This window comes from Actinomadura oligospora ATCC 43269, from assembly GCF_000518265.1.
Taxonomy (GTDB): domain Bacteria; phylum Actinomycetota; class Actinomycetes; order Streptosporangiales; family Streptosporangiaceae; genus Spirillospora; species Spirillospora oligospora.
This window is the reverse complement of sequence record NZ_JADG01000018.1, coordinates 85,805-101,291: the sequence shown is the minus strand read 5'-3', so window position 1 is coordinate 101,291 and position 15,487 is coordinate 85,805. Positions and strand designations below refer to the sequence as shown.

The window sequence follows — 15,487 nt, the reverse complement described above, 5'->3', positions numbered from 1 at the left end:
GTGGGGTGTGCGGGTCATGCGGCGGCCCCGGCGCCGGTCATGGCGGCGACGACGGTCTCGGTGGCGGTCTCGGCCGTGCGGAACACGCCCGCGTCGCGGCCCAGGCGCAGGACGGCGATGCGGTCGCTCACGGCCCGGACGTCCGCGAGGTTGTGCGAGATGACCAGGACGGCCAGCCCGCGATCACGCAGGCGGCGGATCAGGGCCAGGACCTGCGCGGTCTGCTCCACGCCGAGCGCGGCGGTCGGCTCGTCCAGCAGGACGACGCGGGGCTCGCCGAGCAGCGCGCGGGCGATCGCGACCGACTGCCGCTGGCCTCCGGAGAGGGACGCGACCGGGGTGCGCAGATCCGGGATCCGGACGTCCAGGGACGCCAGCAGGTCGCGCGCGGCGCGTTCCATCCGGAGCGAGCGCAGCAGCGACCAGCGGTGCGGCTCCGCGCCGAGGAACAGGTTCGCGACGACGTCGAGGTTCTCGCAGAGCCCGAGGTCCTGGTGGACGGTCGCGACGCCGAGCGCGCGGGCGTCGTGCGGCCGGACGATCCGGACCGGCTCGCCGCCGAGGACGATCCGCCCGGCGTCCGGTACGACGACCCCGGACAGGATCTTCACCAGCGTGGACTTGCCCGCGCCGTTGTCGCCGACGAGCGCGGTCACCTCCCCGGCGCGCAGGTCGAGCGTCACGTCGTCCAGGGCCCGGACGGCCCCGAACGAGCGTCCGACGCCGCGCGCCGACAGCACGGGTGCGGAAGGGGCGGGGGCGGTCATTGGAGCCCTGCTGCCCGGCAGGCGCGTGCCCTGTCAGAGCAGAGCCGGGAGGCGGTGTAGAAGCCGTCCTTGATGATCGTGTCCTTGATGTTCGCGGAGGTCACGGCGGTCGGGGACAGCAGGAACGCCGGAACCCTCCCCGAGCCGTTCGGCACGGTCGCCGGCGCGGCGGGATTCTGCCCGCGGGCCAGCGCGACGGCCAGTTCGGCCGACTTGTACGCCTGCGCCTTGATGTTCAGGTAGACGGTCATGTACTGCTCGCCGCCGATGATCCGCTGGACGGCCGCCAGCTCGGCGTCCTGCCCGGTGATCGGGAGGATCGGCCGGTAGCCCGCGCGCCGCATCGCGGTGATCGCGCCGCCCGCCATCCCGTCGTTCGCCGACAGCACGCCGACGATCGAGTCGCGGCCGAGCGCGGTGATGGCCTGCTCCATCTCCTGCTGCGCCTTGTCGGGGCTCCAGTCGGGGGTGTCGTACTCGCGGCCGATCGGGACCTTGCCGTCCAGGACGCTGTGCGCGCCCTTCTTGTAGTCGGCCGAGCTGGGGTCGGTGGGCGCGCCGTTCAGCATGACGATGCGGCCCTTGCCCAGCGTGTGCCGCGCGTTCAGGGCGTCAAGGAGTGCTTGGCCCTGCATCTGGCCGACGCGGACGTTGTCGAACGAGACGTAGTAGGAGTAGGGCACGTTCGTGATGAGCCGGTCGTAGGCGATGACCGGGACGTGCCGCCGTCCGGCCTGGTTGACCTGCGGCGCGACGGCCTTGGCGTCCACGGCGTCCAGGACGAGCACCTTCGCGCCCCGGGTCAGCGAGGACTCGACCTGGTTCTGCTGCCGGGCCGGGTCCTGGTCGGCGTTGGAGTAGAGGACGGTGCAGCGGGGGCAGAGCTGCTTCACCCGCTCCTGGAACAGCGGACGGTCGAACGCCTCGTACCGGGTGGTCTTGGATTCGGGGAGCAGCAGCGCGATGGTCGCGGTGTCGGCGGACGGCGCGCCCTTGCGCTTGCCTCCGTCGCCGCCTCCTCCGCCGCAGCCCGCGAGGGCGACGAGGAGGGTGACCGCCACCGCGGCGGTCCGTGGGGTTCGCAGCCGGATCCTGGTGTGCGGCGTCCTGGTCTGGAGGGTGTTGAGGTGCATGGCACGCACCGCCTTCTGGTGGCTGGCCGTTGAGTTGAAAGTAAGAGAGGCTTCCTAACAAAACAAGGGCATGCGACCATCCGGTCTGGGACGTGGTGCGTCCCGGCGGACGGAGCGTTGGGGGGACCAGTTGGGGGAAGCAGCGTGACGGCGGCGATCGGCAGGCCGGTGGCCAGCACCACCAGTGTGCTGAGGGTGATGAACGAGCGGGCGGTGTACGAGCGGATCCGGGAGCTCGGCCCGGTGTCCCGTCCGGAGGTGGCGCGCGAGACCGGACTGTCGAAACCGACGGTGTCGCTCGCGCTGGCCGACCTGGAACGCGCCGGGCTCGTCCGGACGGTCGGGCACCGCACGGGCAACGCCGGACGCGCCGCGATGCTGTACGAGATCCATCCCGACGCCGGACGGGCCGTCGGCATCGACGTCGGCCGCGAATGGGTCCGCGCCGCGCTCTGCGGCCTGGACGGAGAAGTGCTGGTCAGAAGGGACATCCGGTCCCGTGCGAGCGGCCCCGCCGACCTGACCCGGCAGCTGGTCTCCCTCGTGGACGAGCTCGCCGCCGAGGCCGGGTGCGCGCCCGCCGACCTGACCCACATCGTGATCGGCACGCCCGGTGTCCACGACACCGAGGCGCACCGGCTGCGCCTGGCCCCGAACCTGCCCGGCTGGGACGCCCCGGGCATCACCCGCGACCTGGTCGAACGCCTGCCCGCGCCCGTCCTCATCGAGAACGACATCGCGCTCGCCGCCCTTGGCGAGCAGGCCCACGGCCTCGGACGCGGCGTCTCCGACTTCGTGTTCCTCTCCGTCGGGACGGGCATCGGCATGGGCATCGTCCTGAACGGCAGGCTCTTCCGAGGGGCGCGGGGAGCCGCGGGCGAGGTCGCCTTCCTGCCCCTCGTCGAGACCGACCCGCTCACGCGCGCGCCCGAGGCGCGACGACACGGCATGCTGGAAAGCGTGCTCTCCGCCGCAGGTCTCGTCGCCACGGCCCGCCGCCTCGGCATGGACGGCCAGCTGACCACGGCCGGGGTCTACGACGCGGCCCGCGCGGGGGATCCGCTCGCGGTCGAGGCCGTCCAGTACGAGGCGGGCAACGTGTGCCGTGCCCTCGCCAGCGTGATCGCCGTCCTCGACCCGCGCCTGGTGGTGATCGGCGGCGGCCTGGTCCGGCACGGCCAGGACGTCCTGCTGGGCGCGGTCCGCGAACGGCTCGCCGCCATGACGCCACTGGACCCGCCACCGGTCGAGCCGTCCGCCCTGGGCGCGGACGCGACGGTCCTCGGCGCGCTCGCGATCGGCGTCAGCACCGCGATGGACCTCGTCTTCCACCGCAAGGTCGCGGAACCGGCGGTCGGCTGATGGACGACGTCAAGGAGGCACTCCGCCGGGCCGCCACGCTGGGCCCGTACTTCGCCGTCTCGACCGACCCGGACGAGGAGGTCGACCCGACCTGGCGTCCCCTCCCCGAAACCGACCCCGAGCGCCTGAACGGACTCATCGACCAGTACGCGCAGCGCCTCGGCACGACCGACCGCCGCGTCGCCGCGAGCATCCTGTTCCAGGGCATCGCGTCCCGCCTGTGGTCCCCGGTCGTGGCGTCGGCCGCCCTCGGGGTCGTCCCCGACCTGGCGTCCCTGCACTGGCGATGGGCCCCTGGCGCCCCCATAGCCCTGTGGCTGGCGAACCCCACGGGACGGCCCGCGACCCCGGCCGACGCGTTCGAGACGGTGGCCGACGGCCAGCTTCGGCCTCTGCGCGACACGATGAACAAGGTGGTCAAGCTCGCGGACGGCCTGATCTGGGGAAACGCGGCGTCCGCGCTGGCCGGGACCCTCTATGCGGCCCGCATAGCCCCCGATCTGGCCCCGACCCTCGTCCCGTTCGTCCGAGCCGTCCTGTCCCACCCGCCCCTGGATGCGGCGGGCGGGTTCACGTCGCGCGGCTACGTCCGCCGAAGCTGCTGCCTGTACTACAAGGTCCCGCCCGGCGGCGAGATGTGCGGAGACTGCGCCCTCCTGGGGCGGCGGCCCGGCTGACCCCCGGTTAACCCCCGGCCGGGACGCGGCCGATGGCGCGCCTGAAGTCGGGGCAGTCGACGACCGGGTCGTGATCGCACACCGCCGCGTGCCGGAGGCTGTCGCGCAGGCGCGTGAGCTGGGCGATCTGCTCGTCCAGGGCCTCGGCCTTCGCCGTCATCCGCTCACCCACGCCGTCCCCCGGACGGGCCGCCAGGAAGCTCGCGACCTCGGCGACCGTGAACCCGGCGCTGCGCGCGCAGTTGATCATCCCGAGCCGAACCAGCACGTCGGGATGGTAGGCACGCCGGTGCCCGTTGCGTCCGGCGGGCTCGATCAGGCCCTTGGCCTCATAGAACCGCAGCGCGGACGGCGCGAGCCCGGAGCGCCGCGCGACCTCGCCGATGTCCAGCAGCGAACCGTCCACGGTCGCCTCCTTGACTTGAACCGCGCTTCAAGTCGCAGCATAGCCCGCATGAGGATCCACCACCTGAACTGCGGCTCCATGCGCACCGTCGAGGCGACCTACGACGGCCCCCAGCCCGCCCACGCCGTCAACCACTGCCTGCTCGTCGAGACCGACGCCGACGGCCTGGTCCTGGTCGAGACCGGGCTCGGGCTCGGCGACGTCCGCGACCCGCACGGCTCCCTCGACGCGGGCTGGATCGCGATGGCCGGGCCCACGCTGGACGAGTCGGAGACCGCCGTCCGTCAGGTCGAGGCCCTCGGCTACGACCCGTCCGACGTGCGGAACATCGTTCTCACCCACCTGGACGTCGACCACTGCGGCGGCCTCCCCGACTTCCCGGACGCCGCCGTCCACGTCCTGGCCGCCGAGCGGGACGCCGCGCTCGCCGCGGACGCCGCCACCCGCTACCGTCCGGCGCACTGGGCGCACGGCCCCAGGTGGGTCACCTACGACGGCGCGTCCGACGACCGGTGGTTCGGCTTCACGTCCGTCCCCCTGGACGGCCTGCCGCCCGAGATCAGGCTCATCCCCCTCGGAGGCCACACGGCGGGCCACGCCGGGATCGCCGTCCAGGACGCCGACCGCTGGCTCCTCCACTGCGGCGACGCGTACTACTACCACCGCGAGATGCGCGACGAGAAGGAGCCGCACCCGGTCATGGACGTCGTCCAGACCACGTCCCAGGTCCACGCCGACCTGAGGCTCGGCACGCAGGCCCGCCTGCGCGAACTGGTCCGCGACCACGGCGACGAGGTCGAGGTGTTCTCCGCCCACGACCCGTGGGAACTGGCCCGCCACCTCTGACCGAAGCCGCGAAGGCGTGCCGATTCAGGCTGGAGGTGGGGCCGACGAACCCGTCGGCCCCACCTCCTCACTTCCGCGCGGCCCGCTCGGTCAGCCACCCGAAGAGCAGCCCGAGCGTCGCCCACAGGACGACCTGCATCCCCAGCGAGGCGATGCGGAAGTCCCACAACGTCTCGGCCGGAAAGCCCGAAGGGACGGCGTCCGGCTTGGGCGTGACCTGAAACAGAACGGCGTTCACCAGCACGAACGCGACGGCCGACAGCGTCACCGCGTTCCACGCCCCGACCCTCGGCGCCAGCCGCCGGCAGACGACCACCGCCCCGACGACGGTCGCGATCCCGATCGCGACCATGCCGAAGTACAGGGCCGTCCGGCCGCCGATCGTGTCCGGGTTCCCGACCGCCGGGGGAGTCGCCGGGTACTTCAGGAACGGCACGCCCTCGACCGCAACGAATCCCAGCAGCGCCACCAGCGCCGCCGTCGCCCGCGCGTGAAGCGCGCCGAGCCGTCCGTAGGCGAAGGCGAACGCGATCGCGAAGATCCCGCCGATCGCGACCCCGTAGACCCCGACCGCCGTCACGAGCCCCAGGCTCTTCTGGACGGCCCGGGAGACCACCTCGGCCTCATGCCCGCCGGAGTGGTCGGCGTGCGCCTCCTCGAAGGAGATCGCGGCCCCGACCTGTGGTTCCCCGTAGATCCACGCCACGACCAGCGCCAGGGCGGCCCCGGCGATCCCGACGGCCATGCCCCGCACGAGCAGGGCGCGCATGGTCATCAGCGGAGCCGGGGACGCGGTGGCATCGTGGGACGCCATCAGTGGCAGGGGAAGCCGAGCAGGTGCCGGCCGTCGTGCGTGAACTCGTGCACCCACGACCCGGAGATCAGGGACGTCGCGCCCTGCTCCGCGCCGACGAAGTAGATCAGCACGAGCCCGAGGACGGCCGCGAGCACCGCCCACGGGACGATGTCGCGGACGGGGATCCGCAGCGGCGCCGGCTGCGGAACGGCGGACTGCCGGGAAAGGGCGGTCTGAGCCATCAGGGTCTCCTCACGGGGTGCACTCGCCCCGGTAGCGGGAGGACGACGGGTCAGTGTCCTGACTCCCAGATCAGCGCCTCCCGCCGACCTTCCAGCCGTGTCCGGCCGTGGTCAGTTGCGGGGGGAGACTTCCTGGTCACAGTGGCGGGACCGTCCCGGAATCTCACCGGGTTCCTGCGCACCGTCGCCTCGATGTGAACTTGTCACCCGAAGCGTCCCCTTCGGGGGGTTTCGACGTCAAGTGCCACAGCTCCCAAGGTGTCTCACCTATTGAGATGGACGACCATTGAGTGAGACAATGCGGTACAGTCTGCGCATGGCTTCCCGCAGCATCCGACTCGCGGCCGTTCCCGGTGACGGGATCGGCCCGGAGGTCGTCGCCGAGGGGCTGAAGGTCCTCGACGCCGTCGCCCCCGCCCACGACCTGAGTTTCGAGCAGACCGAGTACGACCTCGGCGCCGCGCGCTACCACCGCACCGGCGAGGTCCTTCCGGACTCGGTCCTCGCGGAGCTGCGCGACCAGGACGTCATCCTGCTCGGCGCGATCGGCGACCCGTCCGTGCCGTCCGGCCTGCTGGAGCGCGGCCTGCTGCTCCGCACCCGGTTCGAGTTCGACCACTACGCGAACCTGCGCCCGGTCAAGCTCCTGCCCGGCGCGTCCTCGCCGCTCGCGGGCGTCGGACCGGACGACATCGACATGCTGGTCGTCCGCGAGGGCACCGAGAGCCTCTACGCGGGCACCGGCGGCGTGATCCGCAAGGGCACCCCGCACGAGATCGCCACCCAGGAGAGCGTCAACACCGCCTTCGGCGTCGAGCGGGTCGTCCGGTACGCCTTCCAGCAGGCCGCGGCCCGCCCGCGCAAGAAACTGACCCTCGTCCACAAGGACAACGTCCTCGCCTACGCGGGTGATCTCTACCAGCGGACGCTGAGGCGCGTCGGCGAGGAGTTCCCGCAGGTCGAGACCGACTACTGCCACGTGGACGCGGCGACGATGTACTTCGTCAACCAGCCTCAGCGGTTCGACGTGATCGTCACCGACAACCTCTTCGGCGACATCATCACCGACATCGGCGCCGCCGTCGCGGGCGGCATCGGGCTCGCCGCGTCCGGCAACGTCAACCCGGACGGCACCGCCCCGTCGATGTTCGAGCCGGTCCACGGCAGCGCCCCGGACATCGCCGGGCAGGGCAAGGCGGACCCGACAGCCACTATCCTGTCGGTCGTGATGCTTCTGGACCACCTCGGAGAGACCGCGGCCGCGCGCCGGGTCGAGTCCGCCGTGGCCGAGGACCTCATCGAGCGCGCGGGGGCGGGCGTCCGCTCCACCGCGCAGATCGGTGACGCCATCGCCAAGCGAGTAGCCGGGTAGGCGCGCTCGCCGACCAGCCATGACCGGGCGCGCCAGGGACGGCGCGCCCGGTTTTTTCTCATCGTGCCGCCGTCTTCGGCAAGTCCATCCGGCCAGGTCGTTAACCAGGTCCGGACGAAGTACGACAATAGGCACTAGGGAAGGTCGGACGGCAACGGTGCCGCCTGGCGATCCGGGAGAGGACTACCACGATGAGCACACTCGACTTCGAGATCACGCGCAACGAGAACCCCGTCTCGGCGGAGGACCGCGCGGGAATTCTGGCCGATCCCGGATGGGGCCAGCACTTCACGGATCACATGATCACGATCCGTTACCACAAGGACAAGGGCTGGCACGACGCCAAGCTCGAGCCCTACGGCCCGATCACGCTGGACCCGGCCTCCCAGGTCCTGCACTACGCGCAGGAGCTTTTCGAGGGCCTCAAGGCCTACCGCCAGGCGGACGGCTCGATCGTCACCTTCCGCCCGTACGCCAACGCCGCCCGGATGAACGCCTCCGCGCAGCGCATGGCCATGCCGGAGATCCCCGAGGAGCTGTTCGTCGAGGCGATCGACCTGCTGGTCTCCACCGACCGCGACTGGGTCCCGACGACCGAGGGCCACAGCCTCTACCTGCGGCCGTTCATGTTCGCCACGACCCGGCTGCTCGGCGTCAACCAGCCGGCGAACGAGTACCTTTTCATGATCATCGCGTCGCCGTCCGGCAACTACTACTCGCGAGGCATCAAGCCGGTCACGGTCTGGCTGTCCCAGGACTACACCCGCGCCGCCCCCGGCGGCACGGGCGCGGCCAAGACCGGCGGGAACTACGCCGCGTCCTTCGCCGGGCAGGCCCAGGCCGTCGAGAACGGCTGTGACCAGGTCGTCTGGCTGGACGCCGTCGAGCACCGCTGGGTCGAGGAGGTCGGCTCGATGAACCTGATGTTCGTCTACGGCTCCGGCCCGCAGCCGCGCATCCTCACCCCGGCGCTCACCGGCACCCTGCTGCCCGGCATCACCCGCGACTCGATGCTCAGGCTCGCCCCCGACCTCGGCATCCAGGTCGAGGAGGGCAAGATCAACATCGACGAGTGGCAGCACGGCTGCGAGTCCGGCGAGCTCACCGAGGTGTTCGGCTGCGGCACCGCCGCGATCATCAGCCCGGTCGGCGCGGTCAAGGGCGCCGACCGCGCGTGGGCGATCGGCGACGGCGAGCCGGGCCCGATCTCCATGCGCCTGCGCGAGGAGCTGATCGGCATCCAGTTCGGACGCCGCCCCGACACGTACGGCTGGATCCACAAGATCGCCTGACCTGGTCAGCCCCCTCGTCCGCCCCCTCGGCCCCGCCTGAGAGACGGCCGCCTCCGAGACGGCCCGCCTCCGAGGCCGGTACGCGGCCGGTTCCGAGACGGCCCCAAGGTCGTGAGCCGACCCGTTCGCGAGACGGCCCCGCCCGGCGTCCTCCGCCGCCGCGCGGGGCTTTCTCATGCCCGCGACCAGGAGTCGTCTCGATATATGAGACACGAGTTGGCGAATTTGAGACGGCTGTGGCATGCTCAGGGCATCATGCGCGACAGCCTCGTGATTATCGGCTGGCGCGCCGGCAACTGACGGAACACCGCCGGCGCGCAGACCTCTCACGTCCGTGAGGGGTCTTTCTGTTTTCCGGCGCGGTCCCGTCGTCCCTCGAAGGGTTCACAGATGCAGGGCGACGCGTTTCACGTGTACGACACCACGCTGCGTGACGGCTCGCAGCAGGAGGGGCTCAACCTCTCCGTGGACGACAAGCTCGCCGTCGCGCGTCACCTCGACGCGCTCGGCGTCGGCTTCATCGAGGGCGGCTGGCCCGGGGCCAACCCCAAGGACACCGAGTTCTTCCGCCGCGCTCGAACAGAGCTGGGGCTGAGGAACGCGCAGCTCACCGCGTTCGGCGCGACCCGCCGGGCCGGTGTGAAGGCCGCCGACGACCTTCAGGTGGCCGCTCTGCGCGACTCGGGCGCGTCCGTCGTGACGCTCGTGGCCAAGAGCCACGACCGGCATGTCGAGCTGGCCCTCCGCACGACCCTGGAGGAGAACCTCGCGATGATCCGCGACACGGTCTCCCACCTGCGCGCGGAGGGCCGACGCGTGTTCCTGGACGCCGAGCACTTCTTCGACGGCTACCTCGCCAACCGCGCGTACGCGCTGGAGGTCGTCCGGACGGCCGCCGAGGCGGGCGCCGACGTGGTCGCGCTCTGCGACACCAACGGCGGCATGCTGCCGGACGAGCTCGCCGAGGTCGTCCACGACGTCGTGTCCGTGGGCGCGCGCGTCGGCATCCACTGCCACGACGACTCGGGCTGCGCGGTCGCCAACACGCTGGCCGCCGTCCGCGCCGGCGCGACCCACGTGCAGGGCTGCGCCAACGGCTACGGCGAACGCAGCGGCAACGCCAACCTCTTCACGCTCGTCGGGAACCTGCAGCTCAAGCGCGGCATGAGGCTCGTCTCGGACGAGCAGCTCGCGCTCATGACCCGCACCGCCCACGCCGTCTCCGAGGTCACCAACGTCGCGCCCGGCTCGCAGCAGCCGTACGTCGGCCTGTCCGCGTTCGCGCACAAGGCCGGGCTGCACGCGTCCGCGATCAAGGTGGACCCGGACCTCTACCAGCACATCGACCCCGCCGCCGTCGGCAACGACATGCGGATGCTCGTCTCCAGCATGGCCGGACGCGCGTCGGTCGAGCTGAAGGGCCGCGAGCTCGGCTACGACCTGTCCGGCGAACGCGCCGGGGCCGTCGTCACCAAGGTCAAGGAGCTGGAGTCCACCGGCTACACCTTCGAGGCCGCCGACGCGTCCTTCGAGCTGCTGCTGCGCGAGGAGCTCACCGGCGTCCGCCCCCGGCACTTCGACGTCGAGTCGTGGCGGACGATCGTGGAGCGCCGCCCGGACGGCTCCATGGTGTCGGAGGCCACCGTCAAGCTGTACGCCAAGGGGGAGCGGATCATCGCCACCGGCGAGGGCAACGGTCCGGTCAACGCCCTCGACAACGCGCTCCGCCTCGCGCTCGGCCGCCTCTACCCCGAGCTCGCCCGCATGGAGCTGACCGACTACAAGGTCCGCATCCTGGAGGGCACGCACGGCACCGACGCCCGCACCCGCGTCCTCATCGAGTCCAGCGACGGCGAGCGTGAGTGGGGCACGGTCGGCGTCGAGGACAACGTCATCGCCGCGTCCTGGCAGGCCCTGGAGGAGGCCGTCACGTACTGCCTGCTCCACGCCGGTCACGAGCCCGCCGGCTGATCGCGTCCCGGACGGGAATCTTCATGCCCGTCCGGGCATTGATCGGGCATGAACAAAATCGTCAAGGACGCCCCCGACCAGAGCCGCTACGAGATCACCGTGGACGGGGAGCTCGCGGGGTTCGCCGAATACGAACTGCGCGCCAAGGGCCGGATCGTCGTCTTCACCCACACCGAGACCCTCCCCGGCTTCGAGGGGCAGGGCGTCGGGGGCGCGCTCGCCCGCGGCGCCCTGGACGACGTCCGCGCCGGTGGCCGGACCCTCATCCCGCTCTGCCCGTTCATCAAGGGCTGGATCGAGAAGCACCCCGACTACCAGGACCTCGTCGCCTGACCAGGTGATTTAGCGCACTGTAGTCGCACGAACACCAGAAATGCCGGTGAACATGCCCAAACCGGTGGCGAAGGCGGCGCCGGACGGCCACCATGAGTTACCCGAGATCGCGCGCCGCGGCACACGCGGCGCGCGCGCCCCTTCCCAGAGCCGCCCCGGAGAATCCCATGCCCGCCCGAACCTGGCGTCCCGAGTCCGTACGGACCGTCGAGGACGAGCCGTTCGCGGGCGTCGCCCACGGCCTGGGGGAGACCTTCGAACGCGACGGCGACCTCGAACAGGCCGCGTCCTGGTACCGCCGCGCCGCCGAGGCCGGCAGCCCCGGAGCGGCCCTGCGCCTCGGCGACGTCCTGGGCCGCCTCGCCGACGAGCGCCGCGCGGGCGACGCCGCCGAGGACCTGCTCGCCGAGGCCACCCGCTGGCTCAGCGGAGCCCCGGACACCACCACCCCGGACGCGATCGGCCTGATCACCGACATGCTCAACCGGCACCAGCGCCGCGCCGCCCGCCGCGGCTCGGAGGAGTAGCCGCTCCGGCGTCCAGAATGATCGCGTTCCGGGCGAACCGGAACGCCCCGCGGACCGTCGCATCCAGTGAGACCACACGCTGGAGAGGTGACCAGGTGAGCGGCGATTCCCCGGGGTACGTCCCCCCGGACCACACGAACACCGCGGAGTTCGCGGTCCCCAAGCGGCGATCCGCCGCCCCCGGCCCCACTCCCGACGAGACCCTGATCGACCCCCTGCCCACCGACGACCCGCCGGTGGACGATCACATGGAGGTCGACGACGTCCCGCCGGACGCCACCACCGACGCGTCCCCGGACGAGACGATCACCGACGTCCCGGCGCCCACCGCCACCATCACCGACCTTCCCGAGGCCGACGACGTCCCGACGCCCATCGAAACCGTCACCGACCTCCCCGAGATCGACGACGTCCCGGCGCCCACCGCGACCGTCACCGACCTCTCCGAGATCGATGACGTCGAAGGACCCTCCGAGCCCACCGACGATCCCGCGCCCGTGCCCGCGCCTGTCACGATCACCGATATCCCGATCCCCAGGCGCGAGGACTCGGACTCGGTCCCCTTCGCGTCCCCGGCGCCGAACGACACCGCCCCCTCGGAGCCCGAGCGCGAGCCCGCCCCGGAAGCCGACGATGACGACTGGACGGCCATCTTCGGCGCCGAGGCCGCAGGCCCTGCTGAGGACGCAGCCGAAGCGCCCCGGCCGCACGAGCCGTCCACGATGACGGACCCGCCCGCGCAGCCGACCCCACCCGCAAGAGCCCCCTCAGGCGAGGTCGCCGTCGCACTGGGCGCAGAAGGCATCCCTCCGGCTCCGTCCGCACCCCCAATGCCCTCCGCACCGGACGCGCGGAGCGCTCCCGCAGCGGGCCCTCCCTCGCGCTCCTCCTCCGGACCGCACACCGGCGACCGGAGCGTGGCCGGAGGCACCCCGCCGTCCGGCTCCAAGGCGGCCTTCGGCATCCCGCCGACCGCCCCCGCAGGCGGCCCGGCGACCAGCCCAGCCCAGGCGCCCAGCCCAGCCCAGGCCCTCGGCGGTGTCACGGCTCCGACAGGCACCCCCATGCCGGGCCCATCCGGCCCGTCCGGTCCGTCGGGCCAGAAGCGGCGCCCCTGGGCGCTGGTGGCGCTCGTCGTCGGCGTGGTGCTCGTACTGGCCGGTGTCGGAGCGGCCATGCTGCTGGGCGGATCGTCCGGCAAGGACGACGAATCGGCGACCACGCCGGACTCCTCGGCCACGGCCACCGCGTCACTGGAGCCGACGTCGTCGTCGACGCCGGGCGCCTCGCCCTCTGATGAGCCTTCCGGCGAGCCGTCCGGGACCGCCACACCGTCGCCGCCGCCATCCGTCGCGCCCTCGGAATCGCCCGCCGGGACGCCGGGGGCGGTGCCGCCCGCGACCGGCGGCCCCGAACCCGCGCCGGCCGGCCAGGTCGCGCAGGGAAACGGGATCAGCTACCAGATCGTCCAGCAGAGCCAGGGGTACTTCGAGGGCCAGTTCGTCGTCACCAACCCCGGAACCACCCCGCTGACCGGATGGAAGATCACGTTCGACACGCCGCGCGCCGACGTCCACGCGATCTGGGGAGCCGAACTCGTCCACGGCGGGACGCACGTGGAGATCGACGGGACGGTCGCCATCCCGCCCGGCGGAAGCTGGACGGTCCGGTTCGGGGCCACCGGGCTGCCCGCGCGGCCGGAGGGCTGCCAGCTCGCCGGACGGGCGTGCGGATTCTGAGTCCGCGCGCCGATTAGGCTGCTGAACATGCGTATCGCGAGGTTCTCCACCGGTGAAGGCATGTCCTTCGGGGTGGTCGAAGAGAACACCATCGCCGCCATCGCGGCACACCCGTTCGGAGAGCTGACCTTCACGGGGCAGCGTTTCCCGCTGGCCGACGTGCGCCTGCTCGCGCCGATCCTGCCCAGCAAGGTCATCGCGATCGGCAAGAACTACGCCGAGCACGCCCGCGAGATGGGCGGCGAGCCGCCCGCCGAACCGGTGATCTTCAGCAAGCCGTCCACGGCCGTGATCGGCTCCGGCGAGGCCGTCGCCTACCCGGAGAAGCTGTCCCAGCGGGTCGACTACGAGGGCGAGCTGGCCGTGGTGATCGGGCGGCTGTGCCGCGAGGTCCCGGCCTCCCGCGCGCAGGACGTCATCCTCGGCTACACCTGCGCGAACGACGTCACCGCCCGCGACCTGCAGAAGCAGGACGGCCAGTGGACGCGGGCCAAGGGCTTCGACACGTTCTGCCCGCTCGGCCCGTGGATCGAGACCGAGCTCGACCCGTCCGACCTGGCGATCACCACGCGGCTGAACGGCGAGGTCAGGCAGGAGGCCCGCACCTCCGAGCTCACCCACGACATCGCCGCGCTGGTGGAGTACGTGACCCAGGTCATGACGCTGCTGCCCGGCGACGTGATCCTCACCGGCACCCCGGCGGGCGTCGGGCCGATGGAGATCGGCGACGAGGTGACCGTCGAGATCGAGGGCATCGGCACGCTCTCCAACCGCGTCGTCGCGCGCGACTGACCGCGCCCGGCGGCCCGGCCGGAACACCACCGGCCCACGGCGTCCCCGGGCACGTCCCGGGGACGCCGTCCGCGTTCCCACCTGGAGGACCCATGAGCTTCGACGGTTTCGACGAGGAGGCGTTCGCCTTCTACGAGGGGCTCCTCGCCGACAACAGCAAGGACTACTGGACGGCGAACAAGGAGCGCTACGAGCGGCACGTCCGCGGGCCCATGCTCGCCCTCCTGGACGAGCTGGAGCCCGAGTTCGGCGAGATCAAGCTGTTCCGCCCGTACCGGGACGTCCGCTTCAGCAAGGACAAGACGCCCTACAAGGACCACCAGGGCGCGATCGCCCACGACAACCCCCTCTACGTCGAGATCGACGCGGACGGCATGGCGGTCGCGGGCGGCATGTACTCGATGCAGGGCGAGCGGCTGAAGCGCTTTCGCGCGGCCGTCCACGCCCCCGCGTCCGGCAAGGCGCTCGAAGCCCTGCTGGACGACCTGGAGAAGGCGGGCATGGAGATCGCCGGGGAGACGCTGAAGACGCGTCCGCGCGGTTTCGACGCCGACCATCCCCGCATCGACCTGCTGCGCCACACGCGCCTCTACGCGCGCCAGGGCTGGCCCGCCGAGGCATGGATGGGCACCCATGAGGTCGTGGACCGCGTGCGGGACGCCTGGCGCCTGCTGAGCCCCCTCGGGGAGTGGGCCGGCGAGCACATCGGACCGCCCGACTTCGGCCGCTGACCGCCCTCCGAACCACCCGTGCGGGCCGGAACGCCCGGGGGGTTCCGGGCCGCGCCGGCACGCCTGGAACACGCTGGTCGGGCGGCTCCGCTATTCGTTTTGGCACTACCCGCAGACTCCTGTATTCTTTTCGAGGCGCGAGCGAAACGGAAGCCCGGAAGGGCCAAAGGGAAGCTCACGGCACTGGGGTATGGTGTAATCGGCAGCACGACTGATTCTGGTTCAGTTAGTCTAGGTTCGAGTCCTGGTACCCCAGCTGATCCCGATCTCGCGGAAGCGGAGATCGGTGTCGCGCAGGCCCCCGTCGTCTAGTGGCCTAGGACGCCGCCCTCTCAAGGCGGTAACGGCGGTTCGAATCCGCTCGGGGGTACGCGCGAACAACGAGGCCCCGGTCATCTCGACCGGGGCCTCGTTCGTGTTTTCCGCCGATCATCGCCTGATCATTCGATGACGCATTTCACACCGCCGCCCACCGGCGTTTCCGTGCCTCCCGCGGGCCCG

General features: G+C 71.8%; 16 protein-coding genes, 2 tRNA genes and 1 riboswitch. Of the genes, 13 read left to right on the top strand and 5 right to left on the bottom strand.

Going from position 1 to position 15,487, the window contains the following annotated elements; all coding sequences use genetic code 11:
* Positions 1 to 14: 14 nt before the first annotated feature.
* Together P696_RS0126635 and P696_RS0126630 are read right to left on the bottom strand one after the other, a co-directional pair.
* Entirely contained in the window at positions 15 to 767 is a 753-nt protein-coding gene (locus P696_RS0126635) for an ATP-binding cassette domain-containing protein (protein ID WP_026414716.1), read from the bottom strand.
* Positions 764 to 1,900 carry a sugar ABC transporter substrate-binding protein gene (locus P696_RS0126630; protein WP_084338175.1) on the bottom strand — a complete coding sequence of 379 codons (1,137 nt, stop codon included), beginning with the start codon at positions 1,898 to 1,900 and terminating at the stop codon, positions 764 to 766. Before P696_RS0126630 ends, P696_RS0126635 begins: the two co-directional genes overlap by 4 nt.
* 144 nt (positions 1,901 to 2,044) lie before the next feature.
* Between P696_RS0126630 and P696_RS0126625 the strand changes: the two genes are divergently transcribed.
* On the top strand, positions 2,045 to 3,262 hold the full coding sequence (locus P696_RS0126625; RefSeq protein ID WP_051468207.1) for an ROK family transcriptional regulator: 1,218 nt from the start codon (positions 2,045 to 2,047) through the stop codon (positions 3,260 to 3,262).
* A complete protein-coding gene (locus tag P696_RS0126620; RefSeq protein ID WP_051468206.1) occupies positions 3,262 to 3,939 on the top strand; it encodes a (2Fe-2S)-binding protein in 678 nt (225 codons plus the stop codon). The genes P696_RS0126625 and P696_RS0126620 overlap by 1 nt, the downstream gene beginning before the upstream one ends.
* Before the next feature lie 7 nt (positions 3,940 to 3,946).
* On the opposite strand, the gene P696_RS0126615 is transcribed toward P696_RS0126620, so the two are convergent.
* Positions 3,947 to 4,345 carry a MerR family transcriptional regulator gene (locus P696_RS0126615; protein ID WP_026414712.1) on the bottom strand — a complete coding sequence of 133 codons (399 nt, stop codon included), beginning with the start codon at positions 4,343 to 4,345 and terminating at the stop codon, positions 3,947 to 3,949.
* Between the two features lie 48 nt (positions 4,346 to 4,393).
* On the opposite strand from P696_RS0126615, the gene P696_RS48270 reads away from it, so the two are divergent.
* Complete coding sequence (locus P696_RS48270; RefSeq protein WP_034487028.1) at positions 4,394 to 5,191, top strand: MBL fold metallo-hydrolase; 798 nt, start codon at positions 4,394 to 4,396, stop codon at positions 5,189 to 5,191.
* A 67-nt stretch (positions 5,192 to 5,258) separates the two neighbouring features.
* On the opposite strand, the gene P696_RS0126600 is transcribed toward P696_RS48270, so the two are convergent.
* On the bottom strand, positions 5,259 to 6,005 hold the full coding sequence (locus P696_RS0126600; protein ID WP_211245869.1) for a CbtA family protein: 747 nt from the start codon (positions 6,003 to 6,005) through the stop codon (positions 5,259 to 5,261).
* On the bottom strand, positions 6,005 to 6,229 hold the full coding sequence (locus tag P696_RS0126595; protein ID WP_026414710.1) for a CbtB domain-containing protein: 225 nt from the start codon (positions 6,227 to 6,229) through the stop codon (positions 6,005 to 6,007). The genes P696_RS0126600 and P696_RS0126595 overlap by 1 nt, the downstream gene beginning before the upstream one ends.
* Before the next feature lie 31 nt (positions 6,230 to 6,260).
* Positions 6,261 to 6,448: riboswitch (cobalamin riboswitch) on the bottom strand.
* Between the two features lie 97 nt (positions 6,449 to 6,545).
* Between P696_RS0126595 and P696_RS0126590 the strand changes: the two genes are divergently transcribed.
* From P696_RS0126590 to P696_RS0126545, 10 genes are all read left to right on the top strand, one after another.
* Positions 6,546 to 7,601, top strand: coding sequence for a 3-isopropylmalate dehydrogenase (locus tag P696_RS0126590; RefSeq protein ID WP_026414709.1), 1,056 nt, complete (start codon positions 6,546 to 6,548; stop codon positions 7,599 to 7,601).
* A gap of 191 nt (positions 7,602 to 7,792) precedes the next feature.
* A complete protein-coding gene (locus P696_RS0126585) occupies positions 7,793 to 8,893 on the top strand; it encodes a branched-chain amino acid aminotransferase (protein ID WP_026414708.1) in 1,101 nt (366 codons plus the stop codon).
* Between the two features lie 390 nt (positions 8,894 to 9,283).
* A complete protein-coding gene (cimA, locus tag P696_RS0126580) occupies positions 9,284 to 10,864 on the top strand; it encodes a citramalate synthase (protein WP_026414707.1) in 1,581 nt (526 codons plus the stop codon).
* Between the two features lie 48 nt (positions 10,865 to 10,912).
* Positions 10,913 to 11,197 carry a GNAT family N-acetyltransferase gene (locus tag P696_RS0126575; RefSeq protein WP_026414706.1) on the top strand — a complete coding sequence of 95 codons (285 nt, stop codon included), beginning with the start codon at positions 10,913 to 10,915 and terminating at the stop codon, positions 11,195 to 11,197.
* Positions 11,198 to 11,364: 167 nt separating this feature from the next.
* Positions 11,365 to 11,724 carry an SEL1-like repeat protein gene (locus P696_RS0126570; RefSeq protein WP_026414705.1) on the top strand — a complete coding sequence of 120 codons (360 nt, stop codon included), beginning with the start codon at positions 11,365 to 11,367 and terminating at the stop codon, positions 11,722 to 11,724.
* A gap of 95 nt (positions 11,725 to 11,819) precedes the next feature.
* Complete coding sequence (locus P696_RS0126565; RefSeq protein ID WP_157429927.1) at positions 11,820 to 13,463, top strand: cellulose binding domain-containing protein; 1,644 nt, start codon at positions 11,820 to 11,822, stop codon at positions 13,461 to 13,463.
* A 27-nt stretch (positions 13,464 to 13,490) separates the two neighbouring features.
* Positions 13,491 to 14,255, top strand: a complete 765-nt coding sequence (locus P696_RS0126560) for a fumarylacetoacetate hydrolase family protein (protein ID WP_026414703.1) — start codon at positions 13,491 to 13,493, stop codon at positions 14,253 to 14,255.
* 92 nt (positions 14,256 to 14,347) lie between these two features.
* A complete protein-coding gene (locus P696_RS0126555; protein WP_026414702.1) occupies positions 14,348 to 14,986 on the top strand; it encodes a DUF2461 domain-containing protein in 639 nt (212 codons plus the stop codon).
* 184 nt (positions 14,987 to 15,170) lie between these two features.
* Positions 15,171 to 15,242, top strand: a tRNA-Gln gene (locus P696_RS0126550).
* A gap of 41 nt (positions 15,243 to 15,283) precedes the next feature.
* Positions 15,284 to 15,356, top strand: a tRNA-Glu gene (locus P696_RS0126545).
* Positions 15,357 to 15,487 lie beyond the last annotated feature (131 nt).

Excerpts from the sequence above, each read along its gene's own strand:
- P696_RS0126635 (WP_026414716.1), bottom strand. The coding sequence starts at position 767 with ATGACCGCCCCCGCCCCTTCCGCACCCGTGCTGTCGGCGCGCGGCGTC.
- P696_RS0126630 (WP_084338175.1), bottom strand. The coding sequence starts at position 1,900 with ATGCACCTCAACACCCTCCAGACCAGGACGCCGCACACCAGGATCCGG.
- P696_RS0126620 (WP_051468206.1), top strand. The coding sequence starts at position 3,262 with ATGGACGACGTCAAGGAGGCACTCCGCCGGGCCGCCACGCTGGGCCCG.
- P696_RS48270 (WP_034487028.1), top strand. The coding sequence starts at position 4,394 with ATGAGGATCCACCACCTGAACTGCGGCTCCATGCGCACCGTCGAGGCG.
- P696_RS0126600 (WP_211245869.1), bottom strand. The coding sequence starts at position 6,005 with ATGGCGTCCCACGATGCCACCGCGTCCCCGGCTCCGCTGATGACCATG.
- P696_RS0126595 (WP_026414710.1), bottom strand. The coding sequence starts at position 6,229 with ATGGCTCAGACCGCCCTTTCCCGGCAGTCCGCCGTTCCGCAGCCGGCG.
- P696_RS0126590 (WP_026414709.1), top strand. The coding sequence starts at position 6,546 with ATGGCTTCCCGCAGCATCCGACTCGCGGCCGTTCCCGGTGACGGGATC.
- P696_RS0126585 (WP_026414708.1), top strand. The coding sequence starts at position 7,793 with ATGAGCACACTCGACTTCGAGATCACGCGCAACGAGAACCCCGTCTCG.
- cimA (WP_026414707.1), top strand. The coding sequence starts at position 9,284 with ATGCAGGGCGACGCGTTTCACGTGTACGACACCACGCTGCGTGACGGC.
- P696_RS0126575 (WP_026414706.1), top strand. The coding sequence starts at position 10,913 with ATGAACAAAATCGTCAAGGACGCCCCCGACCAGAGCCGCTACGAGATC.
- P696_RS0126570 (WP_026414705.1), top strand. The coding sequence starts at position 11,365 with ATGCCCGCCCGAACCTGGCGTCCCGAGTCCGTACGGACCGTCGAGGAC.
- P696_RS0126560 (WP_026414703.1), top strand. The coding sequence starts at position 13,491 with ATGCGTATCGCGAGGTTCTCCACCGGTGAAGGCATGTCCTTCGGGGTG.
- P696_RS0126555 (WP_026414702.1), top strand. The coding sequence starts at position 14,348 with ATGAGCTTCGACGGTTTCGACGAGGAGGCGTTCGCCTTCTACGAGGGG.